Annotated in this window: 26 protein-coding genes; 1 reads left to right on the top strand and 25 read right to left on the bottom strand. The window is 43.2% G+C overall.

Features of this window, described 5'->3' with window-relative positions; genetic code table 11:
* Nucleotides 1-43: 43 nt before the first annotated feature.
* The 19 genes from AB4517_RS01555 to AB4517_RS01465 form a co-directional block, all read right to left on the bottom strand.
* Nucleotides 44-508, bottom strand: coding sequence for a DUF302 domain-containing protein (locus AB4517_RS01555; protein ID WP_102333304.1), 465 nt, complete (start codon nt 506-508; stop codon nt 44-46).
* Nucleotides 509-689: 181 nt separating this feature from the next.
* Nucleotides 690-947 (bottom strand): hypothetical protein, encoded by a 258-nt coding sequence (locus AB4517_RS01550; protein ID WP_372147788.1) that lies wholly within the window; start codon nt 945-947, stop codon nt 690-692.
* A 203-nt stretch (nt 948-1,150) separates the two neighbouring features.
* The gene (locus AB4517_RS01545) at nt 1,151-1,732 is read right to left on the bottom strand and encodes an HD domain-containing protein (protein ID WP_102321002.1); all 582 of its coding nucleotides are present in this window, start codon (nt 1,730-1,732) and stop codon (nt 1,151-1,153) included.
* A gap of 129 nt (nt 1,733-1,861) precedes the next feature.
* On the bottom strand, nt 1,862-2,278 hold the full coding sequence (locus tag AB4517_RS01540; protein WP_017061801.1) for a VOC family protein: 417 nt from the start codon (nt 2,276-2,278) through the stop codon (nt 1,862-1,864).
* Between the two features lie 119 nt (nt 2,279-2,397).
* Entirely contained in the window at nt 2,398-2,742 is a 345-nt protein-coding gene (locus tag AB4517_RS01535; protein ID WP_372147787.1) for a VOC family protein, read from the bottom strand.
* Nucleotides 2,743-2,819: 77 nt separating this feature from the next.
* The gene (locus AB4517_RS01530) at nt 2,820-3,290 is read right to left on the bottom strand and encodes a GNAT family N-acetyltransferase (RefSeq protein ID WP_372147786.1); all 471 of its coding nucleotides are present in this window, start codon (nt 3,288-3,290) and stop codon (nt 2,820-2,822) included.
* Nucleotides 3,291-3,458: 168 nt separating this feature from the next.
* Nucleotides 3,459-3,866: a VOC family protein gene (locus AB4517_RS01525; RefSeq protein ID WP_102398033.1), complete on the bottom strand. Its 408-nt coding sequence runs from the start codon at nt 3,864-3,866 to the stop codon at nt 3,459-3,461.
* Between the two features lie 391 nt (nt 3,867-4,257).
* A complete protein-coding gene (locus tag AB4517_RS01520) occupies nt 4,258-4,674 on the bottom strand; it encodes an NUDIX hydrolase (RefSeq protein ID WP_102398031.1) in 417 nt (138 codons plus the stop codon).
* Between the two features lie 139 nt (nt 4,675-4,813).
* Nucleotides 4,814-5,371, bottom strand: coding sequence for a nucleotidyltransferase family protein (locus tag AB4517_RS01515; protein ID WP_102333296.1), 558 nt, complete (start codon nt 5,369-5,371; stop codon nt 4,814-4,816).
* A 38-nt stretch (nt 5,372-5,409) separates the two neighbouring features.
* Nucleotides 5,410-6,255, bottom strand: coding sequence for an MBL fold metallo-hydrolase (locus AB4517_RS01510; protein ID WP_029235170.1), 846 nt, complete (start codon nt 6,253-6,255; stop codon nt 5,410-5,412).
* An 18-nt stretch (nt 6,256-6,273) separates the two neighbouring features.
* On the bottom strand, nt 6,274-6,762 hold the full coding sequence (locus tag AB4517_RS01505; RefSeq protein WP_029406105.1) for a GNAT family N-acetyltransferase: 489 nt from the start codon (nt 6,760-6,762) through the stop codon (nt 6,274-6,276).
* Nucleotides 6,763-6,842: 80 nt separating this feature from the next.
* Nucleotides 6,843-7,460 (bottom strand): RraA family protein, encoded by a 618-nt coding sequence (locus tag AB4517_RS01500; protein ID WP_372147785.1) that lies wholly within the window; start codon nt 7,458-7,460, stop codon nt 6,843-6,845.
* A gap of 2 nt (nt 7,461-7,462) precedes the next feature.
* Nucleotides 7,463-7,876, bottom strand: a complete 414-nt coding sequence (locus AB4517_RS01495) for a GFA family protein (protein WP_017068325.1) — start codon at nt 7,874-7,876, stop codon at nt 7,463-7,465.
* A gap of 75 nt (nt 7,877-7,951) precedes the next feature.
* Entirely contained in the window at nt 7,952-8,086 is a 135-nt protein-coding gene (locus tag AB4517_RS01490; protein WP_086969968.1) for a hypothetical protein, read from the bottom strand.
* Nucleotides 8,087-8,324: 238 nt separating this feature from the next.
* Complete coding sequence (locus AB4517_RS01485) at nt 8,325-8,675, bottom strand: hypothetical protein (protein ID WP_059019687.1); 351 nt, start codon at nt 8,673-8,675, stop codon at nt 8,325-8,327.
* A gap of 636 nt (nt 8,676-9,311) precedes the next feature.
* Nucleotides 9,312-9,920, bottom strand: a complete 609-nt coding sequence (locus AB4517_RS01480; protein WP_061024768.1) for a sugar O-acetyltransferase — start codon at nt 9,918-9,920, stop codon at nt 9,312-9,314.
* A gap of 96 nt (nt 9,921-10,016) precedes the next feature.
* Nucleotides 10,017-10,391, bottom strand: a complete 375-nt coding sequence (locus tag AB4517_RS01475) for a VOC family protein (protein ID WP_017083580.1) — start codon at nt 10,389-10,391, stop codon at nt 10,017-10,019.
* Between the two features lie 65 nt (nt 10,392-10,456).
* Entirely contained in the window at nt 10,457-11,182 is a 726-nt protein-coding gene (locus AB4517_RS01470; protein ID WP_372055890.1) for a pseudouridine synthase, read from the bottom strand.
* Nucleotides 11,155-11,316, bottom strand: a complete 162-nt coding sequence (locus AB4517_RS01465; protein ID WP_012604036.1) for a hypothetical protein — start codon at nt 11,314-11,316, stop codon at nt 11,155-11,157. Before AB4517_RS01465 ends, AB4517_RS01470 begins: the two co-directional genes overlap by 28 nt.
* Nucleotides 11,317-11,523: 207 nt before the next feature.
* On the opposite strand from AB4517_RS01465, the gene AB4517_RS01460 reads away from it, so the two are divergent.
* Nucleotides 11,524-11,925 carry a YkgJ family cysteine cluster protein gene (locus AB4517_RS01460; protein WP_017065706.1) on the top strand — a complete coding sequence of 134 codons (402 nt, stop codon included), beginning with the start codon at nt 11,524-11,526 and terminating at the stop codon, nt 11,923-11,925.
* 53 nt (nt 11,926-11,978) lie between these two features.
* Here AB4517_RS01460 and AB4517_RS01455 read toward each other — a convergent pair whose 3' ends face one another.
* From AB4517_RS01455 to glpT, 6 genes are all read right to left on the bottom strand, one after another.
* The gene (locus AB4517_RS01455; RefSeq protein ID WP_372147783.1) at nt 11,979-12,380 is read right to left on the bottom strand and encodes an NUDIX domain-containing protein; all 402 of its coding nucleotides are present in this window, start codon (nt 12,378-12,380) and stop codon (nt 11,979-11,981) included.
* Nucleotides 12,381-12,586: 206 nt separating this feature from the next.
* A complete protein-coding gene (locus tag AB4517_RS01450) occupies nt 12,587-12,967 on the bottom strand; it encodes an STAS/SEC14 domain-containing protein (protein WP_102428721.1) in 381 nt (126 codons plus the stop codon).
* 112 nt (nt 12,968-13,079) lie between these two features.
* Entirely contained in the window at nt 13,080-13,583 is a 504-nt protein-coding gene (locus AB4517_RS01445) for an HAD family hydrolase (RefSeq protein WP_372147782.1), read from the bottom strand.
* A 130-nt stretch (nt 13,584-13,713) separates the two neighbouring features.
* The gene (locus AB4517_RS01440) at nt 13,714-14,178 is read right to left on the bottom strand and encodes an ASCH domain-containing protein (protein ID WP_372147781.1); all 465 of its coding nucleotides are present in this window, start codon (nt 14,176-14,178) and stop codon (nt 13,714-13,716) included.
* A gap of 262 nt (nt 14,179-14,440) precedes the next feature.
* Entirely contained in the window at nt 14,441-15,496 is a 1,056-nt protein-coding gene (glpQ, locus tag AB4517_RS01435) for a glycerophosphodiester phosphodiesterase (RefSeq protein WP_372147780.1), read from the bottom strand.
* A 77-nt stretch (nt 15,497-15,573) separates the two neighbouring features.
* Nucleotides 15,574-16,947, bottom strand: coding sequence for a glycerol-3-phosphate transporter (glpT, locus tag AB4517_RS01430; RefSeq protein WP_052878355.1), 1,374 nt, complete (start codon nt 16,945-16,947; stop codon nt 15,574-15,576).
* Between the last annotated feature and the right edge of the window lie 147 nt (nt 16,948-17,094).

The raw sequence follows: 17,094 nt of genomic DNA, 5'->3' as shown, positions 1-17,094 counted from the left end.
ATCGCACCCATTAATAGTCTTAATGAGTGCTTATTCGTCTTGGTTATTTTGCTTTCTTTTTCGTCACTGTCGCTTCTGATAGCTTGCTTAGTACACCCGATACTTTCTTAACGACCTCGTCACAGCCATTGATCGCGTGACGCTCTACCAAGTAATTAGGATCGTTGTAAGACAACCATACTTTCTTATTAGAATCCTCAGTGACTAACACCTTCTGCGGTAAATCTATCGCGACTTCTTGAGCACATTGCATTAATGGTGTCCCTACTTTCGGGTTACCAAAGATGATGACTTCCGTTGGTCTCAATTCAAGATCGACCTTACTCGCGTTTTTCTGATGGTCGATTCTCGCAAACAAGGTCAAACCTTTGCTCTTGGCGATTTCTTCAAAGCGGTCAGCAGTCTCTTTCACTGAATAATTACTTTGGTATTTAATCAAACCATCAGAAGCCGCAGCTGAAAATGATGCCGAGAGTAAAATGGCGCATAGTGGTAGTAATTTTTTCATCGTCACCTCTGAGATTTAACCTAATCAAACTTACATTCATAGCGCCACTTCCAAATTCAGCGACGTAACCCATGTCAGTATAGACGCGATTCCATTCTCAGTTTGCAGAGAGGATCACTTTTCTAATGCGTCTTATTATCATCAGTTTAGGTGGGGATTTTTTCAAAAGTTAAACACACGATCAGTGCCACGATTTGGTTCCACATTTCTCACATTGGTATTCGTAATCACTGTCGACATAAAAACCGGGAACTTTATGGTCACCTCTAAACAATAACGTCATCAGGTACTCCATCAACACGCCTAACTTCCATTGTTTCTTTTCAGATTCAGTGTCCGCTTTAGATTCAGCATCGGAAGCGTTAACAGCAAGGTGCGGGGTAAGTGCGTTACACTGTTCGCAGTGATAAGGATGTTTAATATATTTATTATCAAGCATTTATATAAGCCAACCAATATTTATAAAGTTGATGCATAGTAACAACTTATCACTCGGTTCTCGAACTTATTGTTGTCCACTAGATCTTTATTTGAAAGAAATGAGACACAAGGTAAGTGCCATGCATCTTGAATCAGTTGCCATCGAGATTTCCCTCATTGAACAGCTAAAGCTATTGTTACGCTTAGGTACGAAATTAACTTTTACTTTAATAGCCCTTTGTCCGCAGCACCTTCAAGCTGCACTTCTAGCTCTTTCCATAAGGCACGACTGCCTTTAGAAATACGCTCGCCATTGAAGGTCAGGACTTTGTCTTTGGATATGTTGTGCTTCTTCCAGCTATGACCACCACCATGGATGTTATGAAGCAAAGGCGGCACTCTATCGATCGCCTTACCAAATCTAGCTTCCGGTGACTCACCGGCTTCGAACTCAAGCCATAAATCCAAATACTCGCTTCTTGAATGGCTCGGCAATGATTTCAGCAAGCGCTCGACGCAGTTTCTCTCTTTGAGCTTGTTTTCTTCGGTTTCACTGGCATAAATGATGGTATCTCCCGCATCGATTTCCCCAAGGTCATGAATCAGCAACATCTTCATTACTCGGGTAATATCGATTTCTTCATTGGCATAGTCTTTCAACATAAGAGCGCTCAAACAGACGTGCCAACTGTGCTCGGCCGAGTTTTCATATCGGTCCAATCCAACTGGTTTCGTCTGTCGATGAACATCCTTTAATTGTTCAATTTCGACCATGAATTGCAGAATGCCTTTTATTTCTTCCACGATAAGCTTCCTTAACTTAAGTTGATGATTGAGCGGTGCGGAGGGTTAACCTAGCGACAAAGAAGCGTTACTCCCAATGAACCGACATTTTGTAATACGCAACACCCGATGGTTGTGGGCTAAGCTTATCTACCTGTTAGCCATAGGGTGTTCAGGATTTAACTGAAGCAGATCCCACAAGTTACCGTAAAGATCTTCAAACACAGCAACGGTGCCGTAGCCTTGCTCTTTAGGCTCTCGGACAAAGTTAATGCCCAAAGACGTCATACGTTCGTAATCACGCCAGAAGTCATCGGTGTTTAAGAATAGGAATACGCGTCCACCAGCTTGGTTGCCGATGAAATCGAGTTGCTCTGGCTTGGAAGCTCTAGCAAGTAACAGGCTCACACCGGTTGAATTTGGTGGAGCAACAACAACCCAGCGCTTATCTTCTTCTGGCAGATACGTGTCTTCGATGAGATCAAACTTAAGCTTGTTTACATAGAAATCAAGCGCTTCATCGTAGTCTTTTACCACGAGTGCAATGTGGACAATATTCTGTTTCATAACATACCTTGTTGGGGTTTTAGCTGCGTGGAATGATGCCATGAAGCAGGTAAAGACACTAGGTGTCGCATCATAAATCGTAGTATCTCGTCCGTCACAATCTAAAAGGTATACATCATTTATAACTGCCAGAATCCGAGCTCGACGCCACCTTGAATGACAATGGCACACATCCCGTGACGTGGTAACTCCATTGGCGGCACCGCAACTTCGGCGCCTAGTTTCTCGGCTGCAGTTACTGCAGACTGAATATCCTCAACCAACGTGTAATGACGAACAGTTGGTTCTTCAGTTTCACGAAGCGGTGCTCGAATGCCAATTACCCCGCCATTAGATAGCTTTGCAGTGCGCGCCCCACCAAGGTTCACATCTGCACAACTGAATTTCACGTTGTAGAGCTGAGCGTATGTTGCACAAACGACATCGACCTCTGGGGTAACCACTTCAAGATATTGAACCTTCATCAAATTTCCTTCTCGTGTTCTTTAAGACTCTCAACCTGCATACAGCTGTGCAGGTGTTTCTCATCAATAATTTATTACTAAGCAATTCGACCGCGCATGATAAATTGCGGGCCTGCTGCGCCACCTAAATACTGTTGATTGATATCTTCGAAGCCGCCTTTCTTATAACAGTTGAATGCTGCCGGATTTTTGCAATTCACAGTTAAGTAAATCGACTCATACGCTGAGTAATTCGCTTTTAAATACGGAAACAAAGCCTTCACCGTGCCTGTTCCTAAACCTTTACCTTGCTGGTTTTTATCAAGCACAAAAGCTCTCAAGCCAATGCTTCCTTCAGGGCAGAATTCGTAGCGCTCTGCGTAAGCGATATCCAGCTTAAAGAAACCCACAACTTCGTTATCAGACTTAATCACGTGCAAGTGCGTCGTTTCACTGCCGTCTAATAAAAACTCTGCAGCTGTACCAGCGAACTTAACCTGTTCATCGGCGAGTTGGATGGCCTGAACTAACGCCACATGTGAATCTTCAAGCCTTTCGATAGTTATCATTGTTGTTCCTTCTGTATAGCACCCACGAAGAACCGACTAGAGCTCATCGCTAGTATCTCGAGAACCGTATTTTGGGAAATGCAACCTTAGTACTCAGTTAATACGTTTAGTCCATCCAATAATTTCGAGTAAAGACCAGCATTTGGTATCCAACTAAAAGGTCATGACTTAATGAATATCTTGGCAGAGCCTAAAGAGATAACCGTCAGGAGTTTGAACGATGAACTGCTTCTGAGTCGCGATCGAATCCCCACATTGATAAGACTTCGACTCTAACGCTAAGTAAATAGAATCAGCGGCGCTTTCGTTAACTCTCTGATAAAGTCGCTCGATGTCGATAACATCCCATTGGAAGTTAACACCACGCCCTAACGGAAACTCTAGGTCACCTGAAAGCCATTTTCGACTTTTGCCCGCAATCCCTTCAAGCATCACATCAACACCATCAAGCGTTAGATAAGCAAACTCCTCATCTGGGCGTTCGTATTTAACTTCAAACCCTAACACATCGACAAAGAAGGATTTGCTCACATTAATATCGAAACAATAAAGCTCTGGAACTACTCGTAATGTCATGATTTACCATTCTCATTATTTTATTGCTGATTAATCATCTTCTTTTAATGCAAGGGCGCTATTGTGATGTTTTCTTTATTGGCTGACACACTAACAATACGTAAACCAATACAAAACTAAGCACAATGGCACCTAAAGTGCTAAACCCAGCATAATTCATTGATATCGAAAACGAGAAAGGCGCGACAAAAAAGAGTGAATAGTAATAAACAGTAAAGGGCTTCAATACTTGAGCGCATTGTTTACATGGCATGTATTTGGAAGGATCCAGCTTGGATTTCTCTTTAATAGAAACCGACGCCCCACAATTTGGACACTTGAACATCGAACATCTCCTTAATTCCGTTTGATTATTCCCTTTATTCACACAGCAACAGACTCACAATTTGTATTACTGCGCTAGCTTCCCAAGGATGACTGGATCGCTCAACAGATTCGTCAGAGGAAGAAACAATGGCTCTGGTAAATCATCGAGCTTAAACCATTTCCATTGCTTACATTTATCAGGCTCTGTCACCTGTGGTTTGCCGCTAGCATCAGAAGCCACAACAAACAGCGTTATATAGTGCTTGTTCTCTTTCTCAAAAATATCATTGGTAAAAGAGAGCTTTTCAAATCCACTAACAACGAGGCCAGTCTCTTCGAGTGTTTCGCGTTTGGCACACTCTTCAATGCTCTCACCCCACTCAAGGTGTCCGCCCGGCGTTGCCCACGTATGAGCTCCGTGAGAACCAATTCGCTCTCCAAGTAACACTCGCCCTTCACGTAGAATAACCGCAGCGATACCTACTCTTACTTCCTGACTCACTTAAAACTCCTTAATTCTTACCAAAAGACAAACGAACAGCTAAGTGACTAACAATGCCGAGATTACGCTCAAACTTACCACTAGCGCCAAGCCGAGTTAAATACCAAATGTTGAGAATGATCTCGTAAAGCTCTGTCGATCACACCCAAGGAAACACTTTTACTTGCTGCCATCTAGCCTTATAACCAGCGGTCATTTTGTTGTAGTTCGCTTCTGTCATTGCTCGCTTATTCGGTTTAATCAGCATATCAAACGCGTCCTCTACACCGTATGGTGCAAACAACTTGATATCGCCTGAATCATCCAGAGTAAACCCGATAGCAAGCGCAGAAAGCCAAGACTTGATACCTTGTTCAACACGATCGTATGGTTGAATCAAGCAACCGAACTTCTTAGCGTAACGCTCATGGATGGTCGCTTGGTTCTTTACATCCACGTCGACACGATGACTTAACCGCGAACGAATGCGGTTTTTGAATTCGTCCTCAGTGAGGGCTGATGCATTATTGAAATAGACAATATCTAAGTCTTTAACTTGGTCTAGAAGCGGTTTGTTTTCGATATCATTCCAGATTATTTGAGTGATGGCGCCGCCTGCAATATAGAAGTTTGGCAAACCCACCTCACGACATACGTTGGCTGTTTCGATTAGCTCAGGAACTTGTTGAATGAGGTTCTTTAGTTTTTGTTTATTCATCGTGACCTAACTAACATCCATCTAAGGTTTGACCAACGCTACACATGAATACGCCGACCTGTCGGCATTGCTTCCAGACGCTTGCCTAATACTTCTTTCAACAACTCATAAGCTTTCTTGCCTGTGCAGTGCCCTGTATACAGTTTATCAATGGGGTATTGAGACAACGTCAATCCAAGATCTCTAATGTCTTGCTTTGTGCCACCAATACTATTGAACAATGGTAAGCCCACTAGATGGAAGCCCCCGACAACCGCTTTTATTCTCTCTCCTGGGAACAGAGTAACCGCTGTATCAACCATATTAAGAACGCCACTATGCGCACATCCCGTGAATATAACTAAACCATCTGGCTCTTTAATCACTAACAGTAATTCATGATCAAATGAGTCGCGCTCCCGTCGATTTTCCGACTGTGTATAAAGGTATTTATTACCCTTAGGTTGTTCGTGTTTCACGCTAATATCTGTGATAGCAAAGACATTTGGGGCGATCTCAGTAGTACGATTAACGAAGACTAACCGCTCGTTGCTGTTTTCTAGTAAGTCCGGATTGATCCCGACATCACTTTTGAAACCGAAAGCCCGGAAATGATAGCTTTTCTGTTCGCAATTTTTCAGAAACACTTTGGCTTTAGAGTTATGAGCAACAAAATCAGCGGTGCCATTACAATGATCATGATGCCTGTGTGATATGACAGCGAGGTCTACATCTTTAATATCAATACCCAGTAATGGTGCGTTTTGACAAAACGTATCGCCACTTCCCATATCGAACAAGATCTTTAGCGATTCAGTTTCAATATGCAGTGATAGTCCGCGCTCAACGGCTAAATCTTTCCTGTTATCCAGTCGAGAGTTATCAACCAGCGTCGTTATTTTCATAGTTCCCTTTTGATTCATTTACGAATCGCACATTGCCCAACGGAAATAAGGTCTTTGACCATCCATTCGCTCAACCTCTGCACCCAACCTTTTGTAGAAATCATGCGCTTTCTTATTATGTGGACTTGCCGTCCATGAGATGTGAGAGGCATATGATGACTCCGCTTGTGACTTTAAAGCCAACATAAGTTCACGGCCATACCCTTGTGATCTTTGATTTCCTGTAACCAATAGGTCGTCAAGCCAGATTGATGGCTCTCCACTGAAGGATGAATATCGATAGTGATACAGTGCGAAGCCAAAAGGCTCACAATTCCGTTCTAATATTAATGCATGGGCAAATGCGTAATCACCAAATAATGTGCGTTCGATTTTCTCTATAGTTGTCGAGATTTCACCACTAAACCCTTTCATACTCCGGTCAAAGTCAGCTTTTTGTTCAATAAACTCTAACAAGACACTTGAGTCTTCTTTCGTCGCAGTCCGTACGATCACTCTCTTCTCCATGGATGAATTTATTCGTTGTCGCCTAACGCCTGTTAATTGATGACAAATGCCACGCATTACAAATCAACTTGCTGCACCAATTAAGTTTTTTGTTTCGCAGACGTTATTGCTTGGGCTATTTTAGCCCTGTGATTTGCTTCCCACTCAGCGAGCGTTAATGACGCCTCTTCACTTGCTTTCTTTGAAGCCATTAAAAACACTTCGTCTTTCTTTGATTTGGGAATAACGACAATACCCTCTACATCAGCAACAATGATATCTCCCGTAGAGACCTTTGCTCCCCCGCAAGTGATTGGAGCGCCCAGTTCAGAATAGACCTCTTTCTTTCCCGGTACAGGATGAACACCTTTCGCAAAAACTGGAAACTTCATATCTGAAATTTCACCCAAATCTCGAATGACACCATCAATAATAAAGCCTTTGATACCTCGATTCTTCGCGACTGCGCATACATTACCGCCGGCTACGGCATATTCGCTATCAACTCCATCCACTACAATGATGGAACCTTCTGGTGCTTCGTATATGGCTGAATGAAGCATTAAATTATCACCAGACGTTAACTGGACAGTAAACGCTTCTCCAAAAATTCGTGGCATTCCCTGCCAAAGAGGACCAATACTAAAGTCAATAAAGTGATCGTTACTTAGTATGTTTCCGTAATCGGTTGTCGCTAATTTAGAAAAATCTCGCTTCATATTTACTCTCCACTTTCAAAGTGCGCAAATACCTCTGCACCAGTCATATTATGTGTTTCATTTTTAAATTCGTAGTATTCGGGCTTTTCATCGATGAATATCTGATGAGTTAACTTGTAGTCATCCCCAGACATCAATAAACCGACAGGAAGGTGATACTGATTATTTGGCACTAAAAAGTAAAACAAGTGAGTACCACATTTACCGCAGAACCCTCTCTCAGCCCAATCGGATGACTTATATCTCACTACATTTGATTCACCTGATATTTTGACGGAATCAGAGCAATCAATGACTAACATCGGACCGCCAGACCAATTCCTACACATACTACAATGACAAGCCCCCAATTCATTACTGGCGTACTCTACTTCCAACTCAACTGAGCCACATAGGCACTTTCCTTTACCTTTCATGAATCCTCCAATCTTTGCAGTGTGTGAAATGAATAGCAGATAACGCTTTTTATACCGATGACTTAATAAGAAAGGTTATTTTTTGTTTCCCTTCTCCGACAGATACGCGGCATACTTTTTAGAAATCCAATTATGAATATGAAGCCCTGTTTTACGAACAAGATACCAATCTATCGCAACTAGAATCACCAAACCGATTACAGTACCCATTATAAAACCTCCATGCTCATTGAAATGTCACTCTAACAAATGGTTAAGAAAAGCACCGTGAACCTAAACAAACTATTAAGACTCGATATGGATAGTTACTTTAACTCTGGAAGAATTGGATGGAGATGATGCCCGCTTAAGTGGTCAGGAACGTAATATAATCTTAAACACTTAAACCAACGCACAGTGAAAATGCCATGCATTGTGAATCTTATTAAGCTTATTGTTATGTTCGTACTCAATGAAATTGAAGAACTAAACAAGTAATAAATGCAGGTAGACCGGCTATAAAGAAAACCAAACCTGTCTGGTAGTTCATGCGATAGTGATCGTGCTGATCTTTTTCGAAATCATGCCCTTCTACCATTTTGTAGACCTTATCTGTTCTAGGATCATCTAACCGAGTTGTCTTACTATGGATGCCTCCTTCCCACATTAGTTTCGCTATAATCCATATAACGATGACAACAAAGAACAAGAAGTCGATCAACTGAGTAGTCGCGAAGAAGGGAACAAACTGGGCTAGAGCTATAACCACAAGTGCAGCTGATAGGTTAATGAGAACCACTTTTTTGAATAAATCGAGCAAAACTCCCTCCTTGAGCATATCGCCTTGCTAAGGCATGAGTAACGCAATACAAAAGCGCCCGCATCCCGCCTTGAACACTTAGCGCAACACATATTAAAAATGCCACGCATTGGGAGTCTTTGTTAAGCGATTTGTTAGTACAAAGTATAACGATGAGTTTAGCTCCAGCCATGAGGCATGCTTTCATTATCTCTGTACTCTGAACCACAAACAGTACACTTGAAGTAACTGATGTTTGATTTAGAGCTGTTTTGGTTGAGTAATACGCTAAACACAAAATGAAGAATTTTGTGCTTTGGGCTATTCTTTACGGTTTTTTGTGCCTCAATTTCCGAACTATTTAGTCTTCGATGTATTGTCTTTTGATTACATTGACTGCAGTGTAGCTCTATTCCATTATCAGACATATAAACCTTCCTTGTATGAAAATCTTAATCTATGCGCTGCCAGACAGAAAAATTCTGCACTTAAATCCAGAATAATTCGTTCTAGTGTCTTAGATGCATAAACAATATGCAACTTAGCCATTGCATAACAATGGCTTATGTCACAGCTAATTTCAGCTATGTGGAAAATGTAAAGTTTTTCTGTATAGCATAACGAGATGGGAAGCCATCACGCTACTACGGGGAATACTTACTTTAACTCATCGGGAATGCGGCGATCTTTGTGGTAATACTCTCGGTCGCTCTCGTTGATTTCGCGTATCACTTTGCATGGGTTGCCAACTGCGACGACATTGGCTGGGATGTCTTTGGTGACGATGCTGCCTGCGCCTATTACTGAGTTTTCACCAATGGTGACACCGGGAAGTACGACTGTGTGCGCGCCAAGCCATACGTTGTTACCAATACGAACGGGAACATTGAACTGCGCTGCTTTTAGCCTGAGTTCTGGGCTGATGGGATGTGTGCCGGTGGCAATGGTCACGTTAGGCGCTATCATCACGTTGTCGCCGATGAATACGTCTGTGTCGTCGACCAGAGTCAGATTAAAGTTCACGTATACGTTGTTGCCTAGGTGCGTGTGACGCCCCCAGTTCGCATGTAATGGTGGTTCAATGTAGCAGCCCTCACCGACTTCGGCGAACAACTGCTTCATGATTTGTTGTCGTTTATCACCTTCGCTCGGGCGAGTATGGTTGAAATCGTATAGCACTTCTAAGCATTGAGTTTGCTCAGCAACCAAATCAACGTCGTCACAGTAGTAAACGTCTTGGCTGTGCATTTTAGCCTTTATATCCATGTTTGAACCTATTTGATCATTGCCTTATGTCGGCATAAATAAAGAAACAGATGGATAATTTGAAGTTTTCACTGGCCTTAATGCAAGTTGGATGAATTAACGCGGCCTGATGTTTTCAGCCACACGCCACAGCACACCACTTGGGTCAGTGATACAAAACTCAAGCATTCCCCAAGGCTGTTCAACAACCTCGGAAACGTTGACTTCAAATTCCGACACTACATTAGAGTTTTGAATGTGTTGATACCAACTTTTTACGTCTTCAACCAGCAAGTGCATCATGTAATTGTGACAGTGCGCAGGTTCATAAAAATTTTGCAGAAGGAACGCACAACTGCCGTGTCGTAGATAGGCGATATCGTGAAATTCAGACATCACTTCGAAGCCGATTGACTGGTAAAAACGCTTAGATAAATCGAAGTCTTTCGCGGGCACGAAAGACTTAATTTCTGAGACTTTGAGGTTTTCCATCCTAGATCCTTATAGTGCTGATATTCTGGTCCTGACACGCTTAACGCTTTAAGTGGTTACAGCGTTTACTCAGAGTCTTGCTGAAATGAGTCGACTTCGGCTTTAGTTAGATAACGCCACTGACCTGCTTCAACATCTAAACGAACATCACCAATCTGCTCACGGTGTAGTCCAACAACTCGATTCCCTACCGCAGCAAACATTCGTTTTACTTGATGAAACTTACCTTCTGTAATGGTCAACAGCACTTCTTTACTGGTAATCACTTCGAGTTCTGCCGGACGCGTCAGTTTTTGTTCGCCCTGCAATTGAATGCCCGCTTTGAACTTGTCAGCGACATCATCTTTGATATCTCGTGACAATGTCACGCGATATACCTTCTTACATGACTTGGTTGGCAGAGTGATGTTGAATGACCATCGCCCATCATCGGTAATCAAGACTAAGCCTGTTGTGTCGGCATCTAAGCGCCCTGCGATGTGCAGTTCTGATGCTTTGTCTATCTCGATGTAGTTGAACAGTGAAGGATAAACTTCATCGACATTAGAACAGATAGTACCCGCAGGCTTGTGCATTAAGAGGTATCGAAATTCACGCAATTTAAGCGGCATGCCATTAAACAAGATGGCGTTGGTTTCATGAACCTGAGTCGATTCATCGGTGACTGTTTCACTGTTTACGTTCACCTCGCCATTATGGATGCGTTCAATCGCTTCAGGCTTGGTTAGGTCAGTGCTTTTACATAGGTATTTATCAAGGCGCATTAATCGTCGGCACCACATTTTGCGCATGGCTTATAAGTACGTTCGCCTTGAGCAATCACCACATAGTCTCGAACGCAGTTATCACATAGCGCCAACTTTGGGTATGCGTCTTTCTGTTTCTTTGCGTTGATGTCGCCTTCGGTGGTGTATACGGTTCTCATTTTTATGCCTTGTTTTAATAACTTGCTAGGCGCAAATTGTATCACTGTTTACAGCCTTGTTTGGAGTGGTGGTGCATAGATAAATTGATTTTAAGCGCCGTCATTCCATGTTCCCGCCCGTAACGGCTTAACCATGAACAACAAAATCAACGTGCCACGCCTATCAGTGGTAAAATGATAAAAGCTCACCAACTTATGAAGTCGATAATGAAAGATTGTAATCAATGCGGAAAATGCTGTATCAAATACGGAGATGGCGACCTTGCCGCGACTCAAGAAGAGATCGATTTGTGGGAGTTGTTCAACCCAGACATCTTTGAATATGTTCGAGGAAGCGAGATCTGGTTCGACCCTGAATCTGGCGAACGTTTAACTCGCTGCCCTTTTCTGGAGCTGGTTCCGACGAAAGACACCAAGGCTCAAGCCAAGTACACATGTAGCATTTACTTAGACCGACCAGAAGATTGCCGACACTACCCAAGCCTAATTAATGAGATGGTACGAGATGAGTGTGAAATGATTGAGGTGGTGGATTTACAAGACACGAAGAAAGCTCAAAGGAAACTCGACCTGTTGATGAAAGACAGCCGCCCTTCAAGCTATTCGTAAGCGATGATCTTTTGAAGATCAATCTTCAGCATTAGCTAATAGCCGCTAAAACCTTAAGCCAAGTACTGGTTCGCTTCTAACCAATCAAGCGCAACCAGTGCTGCCAATGAACATACCGCTCTGTCGTTGATATCCACATACTTAAGCTCTTCGATTTCAGCATCTGGAGACAGTTCGCCTGTATAATCAGCAAGATAACAAGTCAATTGCACTGATACGCCTTCCGCTTTACCATCAGCTTGGCCTGTAAACGTCTCGACGTATTTGATGGAATCAGGCACTAAATCGACTGAGATCTCTTCTTTGATTTCGCGAACCAGTGCTTGCTCATCACTTTCGCCAGCTTCACGCTTACCACCCGGTAGATAGAACAGTTCTTTGCCTTTTGATCTCACCATCAACAACTCGCCGTCTTTGATGAATATCCAAGCCAGCTTATCAATTACCTTATGCATGTCGTTAGACCTTGTTATTGTGTTTATTATTTTGGTTAGCACAACGTATCGCGCTAGGCGTATATTACATCCAGCAGTGAACATATTCTATTGAATCGAATAGGAAATATCATCGCCAAAACGAAAAATAACAGCTTTCGAGACAATGCTCGTCTACTGTCATTGGCGTTGTTTAGGGATTGTTAGCTAGCTGTCCGCAGATAGAATCAATCGACTAGCCACTTAAGCGCAGAGTCATGGTCTTCGAATGACTTAATCTCACCGGACACAAACCAACTGCCGACTTTTGATGCCATTTCTTGCCAGCTTTTATCACCATAAATCGCGATTTTGTCTATCTTCGAATTGAGCTCTAATCCCAATTTGAAATCATCCCAAGCTGCACGTAACTCCCATCCTGTTAAGGTTGAGATATCGACCAGCATCTTGAGTTTAGATGAATCGAGTTCTTCTAGCGTGGTATTTAGAATTGGCATCATTGCCTGATAGTCATCGTGTGTGAGTTTGCCTTTCGCTTTGAACACAACGATGGTTTCACCGCTAACACGTTCAATTCCAACCGATATTCCGTGACGTTCGACACTCATAACCTAGCCCTCATAGTGGAAACTAGAGTTAGCTTAGAGGATTAAACAGCAAAGAGATGAGAGGTTTACGTCAAAACGGACAAGCGCTTTATCTGAACTTAATATCAGAGAGTTAATCGCGTTTCTCCAACAGTTCGCTTAGGTTTTGAACTTGTACGATATTCGGATGCTCTGACTTAAGATCAACTCCTTCCGTGTTCAACCACACCGCTTGCAAACCCGCTTCAAGTGCTGGGTAAATGTCTTTCTCTAGAGTGTCGCCTACCATGGTGATCTCTTGTGGTGAAACACCGAGCTTAGAAATAATGGCAGGATAGAACCCCGACTCGAACTTAGAAAAGCCAATGCTCGCCTTACAAAAGTAACCCAAGATATATTGAGACAGGCCAACACGCTCAAAGGCTCGAATGATGTCGTCTTTACTGGAATCACCAGCATTGGTAGCAACATAAACTAGATGAGTTTTCGACAACTCCCCCAGTAATGCACGAGCACCACTCACTTCTTGTACGGTTTCCCAGTCACACATCTTCCCTTGTGCGGCTGGCAAATCGACCATCAGCGTATTGCCCCAGTCGAATAAGACTATTTCTGTTAATTCGATTAGCTTTGTCATCTTGCCTCCTGCATACGATGAATTATCTAATGTTTAAGCGAGCCTATAAAAACTTCTCGGACGGTTAGGCTCATTATGGACAACCTTGTTACTGTTTATGGAGCACGATCTTCTAAACACAAAATACCCTTTATTGATAAACCACTTTGAAACGCTCCAACATAAGTAACATGTCTTCACTTGGTGAGATCTTGAGCTCTTCACATTCACGAGAGAAGAAGTTCCAGTGAGCTTCTTTCCACCATTCGAGTGTTTTGTCACCCTCGCCTTCGGCAGCAGCAAACTCCGCCGTCACTTCGTTATATTTGCACTGTGAGACTGAAGTGATCTCTACAATGCAAACTGGCTTGCCATCCCAGTCAGTGACGACTTGCAAGTGACCAACTGCTGGTCTCGTCTCGCCTTCATGGCTGTACCAATATTCAAGGCTGCAAGACGCTTGTTTTTCACCCTTGAGAATTAACTGGGCGCAGAGGTTGGCGTTGTATTCATCAGCACAGTAATAGTCGGCACTAAAAGAGGTGTATTGCGAAGCAACGTCTGCTGGTAATGTGTTGAGGTAGCTATCAAGATAAGCTTTGCTTCTTTCTTCCATGCTCTTTCCAAATTCAATATTAGGTTGAGCCGATAAAGACTTATAGATTAAGCATCTGGCTGCATTGGGAGTAACCTATCAAGTCAGGTTATTGCTGTAAACCGAGTGAATATCAAAATGTGGGCTGAGAAAGAAGAATATAGGTAGGATTTCGAGGCCAGTACAAGGAGATCCAAAAAGTGAAAGAAGAGCCAAAAGCACCTTTAGTCGGTGCTTTTGGCTCTTAGTATCTCGTTACTAATAGATCGTAACTGACGGGGTATTAACGGTTCAAGAAGTCGACCGCTTTGTCTGGGAAGTCGGTAAACACACCATCAACTTTGACTTGGTTGTAGAAGACATCCAACATGCCATCAAAATTATCAGCATAAGCTGGGATTCTTCCTGGGTCAGCACGGAACGTGTACGGGTGAACATCTAAGCCCGCGTCTTTTGCTGACTTCATTAACGGTTTAATAATGATGTTATCTTTGGTCGATGCATCGTCCACCAACATTGGCTTCCAAGGGCCTATTCCTTCCGCATAAGACGCCACTTTTTCCATGCCACCAGCTTCAAACATCCAGTCGTAACTGTACGGCGTTGCTTTGTCACCTTGGTACGTCATGGTTTCATTCCAATCTGTATAAGCCATCAACTGAACGAGCTTAAGATCCATTTCCATCGCTGGCATGAGCTCATCATTAATGCGTTGAAGTTCATTGGCGTCGAAACACTGCAAATACACTTTGTCGTCTTTCGATAGGTAACCATATTGATGCAAGGTCGCAAGTACCGCTTTGGAGATGTCTTTGCCTTCGTGACGATGGAACCAAGGTGCTTTAATTTCAGGATAGATGCCTACGTCATAACCTAAGGTCTTATTTAGGCCTTGGATCAGCTCGATTTCTTCTGCAAAGGTAGCGACACGGAAATCAGACTGCCACATTGGGAAGCGCGTTGGGTACCCTGCCACTCTGTTGCCTTGTTCATCTAACTTAAAGCCTTCGGTCACCTTTAATGATTTGATCTCAGCGAGCGTAAAATCAATCGCGTAGTAACGGCCATCTGAACGAGCACGTGTTGGAAAGCGATCCGCGACATCGGTGACTCGGTCTAGATAATGATCATGCAAAACCACCAATTGGTCGTCTTTGGTCATCACGACATCTTGTTCGATGTAGTCGGGTTTCATTGCATAAGCGAGCGCTTTAGCGGGTAATGTGTGTTCAGGTAAATAACCAGAAGCACCGCGATGCGCAATCACTAAAGGATCTGCTAATGCATTTGCAGATAAGCTTAGTGCTAATAAGGTCAGAGACAGTGACGTTGTTTTCATTATTGTTTCCCTTGATAAAACAGAAGCAGGATATACCTGCCTCTGTTGTTATTTATAGATGTGATTCAGTAAATACACTACTGAGCTAACGCTTCTTTCTCTCGTTCGAGATCTTTTTGTTTATGGTGCGCACGCTCACCTAAGAAGGCGTAAAGCAGACAGATGATTGAAGCCACACAAGCGCCGACCAAAATAATGAAGCCGCCATCCCAACCGTAATGGTCAACCATAAAGCCGAGTATTGCGTTCGCAGCAACCGCGCCACCTAAGTAACCAAACAAACCAGTTAGACCAGCAGCTGTACCCGCCGCTTTCTTAGGTGCAAGTTCCAGTGCATACAAGCCGATCAGCATTACAGGGCCATAGATAAGGAAACCAATCGCAACCAATGCCAACATATCAACCGTTGGGTTACCCGCTGGATTTAACCAATATACCAACACAGCGACTGTCACTAGAACCATGAACAAGATACCTGCAGGTGCGCGTCGGCCTTTGAATAACTTATCTGAAATCCAACCACACAATAACGTGCCAGGAATACCAGCCCACTCATACAGGAAGTAAGCCCATGATGATTTATCTACTGAGAAGTCTTTTGCTTCTTTTAAATAAACCGGAGCCCAATCGAGTACGCCATAACGGATAAGGTAAACAAACGCGTTAGCAATCGCGATTGACCACAACAGCTTGTTAGAGAAAACGTACTTGAAGAAGATCTCTTTCGCCGTCATTTCTTTCTCATGAGACGTATCGTAGTCGTCTGGGTAATCGTCTTTGTGTTCTTCAATCGGTGGTAACCCACAAGATTGAGGCGTATCTCTTACGGTAAACCAAACAAAGATAGCAACGAGAGTGGCAAAAAATGCAGGAACATAAAAAGCGGTTCGCCAATCGTCGTTAAAAGCCCACAGCCCCAACAAGAACATTGGACCAATCAAACCGCCACCCACGTTGTGAGCAACGTTCCATACCGACACGATCTCACCACGTTCTTTACGTGACCACCAGTGAACCATGGTTCGCCCACAAGCTGGCCAACCCATACCTTGGAACCAACCATTCAAGAACAGCAGGATAAACATCGCAGTGATGCTGCCTGTTGCCCAAGGCATAAAGCCAAAGCAGAACATCACCAGTGCCGACATTAACAAGCCACCGCTGAGGAAGTAACGAGGGTTAGAACGGTCAGAAACACTGCCCATTAAGAACTTAGATAAGCCGTAAGCGATAGATACCGCCGCTAATGCAACCCCTAGTTCTCCACGGCTAAAACCTTGTTCAATGAGATAAGGCATCGCCAAACTAAAGTTTTTACGGACTAAGTAGTACCCCGCATAGCCAACGAAGATGCCAAGAAACAGCTGCCATCGTAGTCGTGTGTAGGTGCTATCGATCTTATCTGATGACAAGCGATCGATATGCGCCATAGGTTTGAATATTCCAAACATAGGAACCTCATAATCATTGGGCGAAGGAAGAATTTAAATGCTCGAACGAAAAAATTTAGCGCTCATTCGAAATCAAGGGAATTGTATGTGCTTCAGGATTAATTTCTGTGATAGAGGTAGTTATTAACAAAAAATAACTTTAAATAC

Source organism: Vibrio sp. 10N.222.52.C3, assembly GCF_041474195.1.
Taxonomy (GTDB): domain Bacteria; phylum Pseudomonadota; class Gammaproteobacteria; order Enterobacterales; family Vibrionaceae; genus Vibrio; species Vibrio crassostreae_C.
This window is presented reverse-complemented; position numbering and strand designations above follow the sequence as displayed.

What these genes read in the sequence shown, in the direction of transcription:
- AB4517_RS01460 (WP_017065706.1), top strand. Translation starts at nt 11,524, where the DNA reads ATGAAAGATTGTAATCAATGCGGAAAATGCTGTATCAAATACGGAGAT.
- AB4517_RS01445 (WP_372147782.1), bottom strand. Translation starts at nt 13,583, where the DNA reads ATGACAAAGCTAATCGAATTAACAGAAATAGTCTTATTCGACTGGGGC.
- AB4517_RS01455 (WP_372147783.1), bottom strand. Translation starts at nt 12,380, where the DNA reads ATGCATAAGGTAATTGATAAGCTGGCTTGGATATTCATCAAAGACGGC.
- AB4517_RS01450 (WP_102428721.1), bottom strand. Translation starts at nt 12,967, where the DNA reads ATGAGTGTCGAACGTCACGGAATATCGGTTGGAATTGAACGTGTTAGC.
- AB4517_RS01515 (WP_102333296.1), bottom strand. Translation starts at nt 5,371, where the DNA reads ATGAATAAACAAAAACTAAAGAACCTCATTCAACAAGTTCCTGAGCTA.
- glpT (WP_052878355.1), bottom strand. Translation starts at nt 16,947, where the DNA reads ATGTTTGGAATATTCAAACCTATGGCGCATATCGATCGCTTGTCATCA.
- AB4517_RS01480 (WP_061024768.1), bottom strand. Translation starts at nt 9,920, where the DNA reads ATGGATATAAAGGCTAAAATGCACAGCCAAGACGTTTACTACTGTGAC.
- glpQ (WP_372147780.1), bottom strand. Translation starts at nt 15,496, where the DNA reads ATGAAAACAACGTCACTGTCTCTGACCTTATTAGCACTAAGCTTATCT.
- AB4517_RS01465 (WP_012604036.1), bottom strand. Translation starts at nt 11,316, where the DNA reads ATGAGAACCGTATACACCACCGAAGGCGACATCAACGCAAAGAAACAG.
- AB4517_RS01535 (WP_372147787.1), bottom strand. Translation starts at nt 2,742, where the DNA reads ATGAAGGTTCAATATCTTGAAGTGGTTACCCCAGAGGTCGATGTCGTT.
- AB4517_RS01510 (WP_029235170.1), bottom strand. Translation starts at nt 6,255, where the DNA reads ATGAAAATAACGACGCTGGTTGATAACTCTCGACTGGATAACAGGAAA.
- AB4517_RS01525 (WP_102398033.1), bottom strand. Translation starts at nt 3,866, where the DNA reads ATGACATTACGAGTAGTTCCAGAGCTTTATTGTTTCGATATTAATGTG.
- AB4517_RS01470 (WP_372055890.1), bottom strand. Translation starts at nt 11,182, where the DNA reads ATGCGCAAAATGTGGTGCCGACGATTAATGCGCCTTGATAAATACCTA.
- AB4517_RS01495 (WP_017068325.1), bottom strand. Translation starts at nt 7,876, where the DNA reads ATGAAAGGTAAAGGAAAGTGCCTATGTGGCTCAGTTGAGTTGGAAGTA.
- AB4517_RS01440 (WP_372147781.1), bottom strand. Translation starts at nt 14,178, where the DNA reads ATGGAAGAAAGAAGCAAAGCTTATCTTGATAGCTACCTCAACACATTA.
- AB4517_RS01540 (WP_017061801.1), bottom strand. Translation starts at nt 2,278, where the DNA reads ATGAAACAGAATATTGTCCACATTGCACTCGTGGTAAAAGACTACGAT.
- AB4517_RS01475 (WP_017083580.1), bottom strand. Translation starts at nt 10,391, where the DNA reads ATGGAAAACCTCAAAGTCTCAGAAATTAAGTCTTTCGTGCCCGCGAAA.
- AB4517_RS01505 (WP_029406105.1), bottom strand. Translation starts at nt 6,762, where the DNA reads ATGGAGAAGAGAGTGATCGTACGGACTGCGACGAAAGAAGACTCAAGT.
- AB4517_RS01550 (WP_372147788.1), bottom strand. Translation starts at nt 947, where the DNA reads ATGCTTGATAATAAATATATTAAACATCCTTATCACTGCGAACAGTGT.
- AB4517_RS01555 (WP_102333304.1), bottom strand. Translation starts at nt 508, where the DNA reads ATGAAAAAATTACTACCACTATGCGCCATTTTACTCTCGGCATCATTT.
- AB4517_RS01490 (WP_086969968.1), bottom strand. Translation starts at nt 8,086, where the DNA reads ATGGGTACTGTAATCGGTTTGGTGATTCTAGTTGCGATAGATTGGTAT.
- AB4517_RS01530 (WP_372147786.1), bottom strand. Translation starts at nt 3,290, where the DNA reads ATGATAACTATCGAAAGGCTTGAAGATTCACATGTGGCGTTAGTTCAG.
- AB4517_RS01500 (WP_372147785.1), bottom strand. Translation starts at nt 7,460, where the DNA reads ATGAAGCGAGATTTTTCTAAATTAGCGACAACCGATTACGGAAACATA.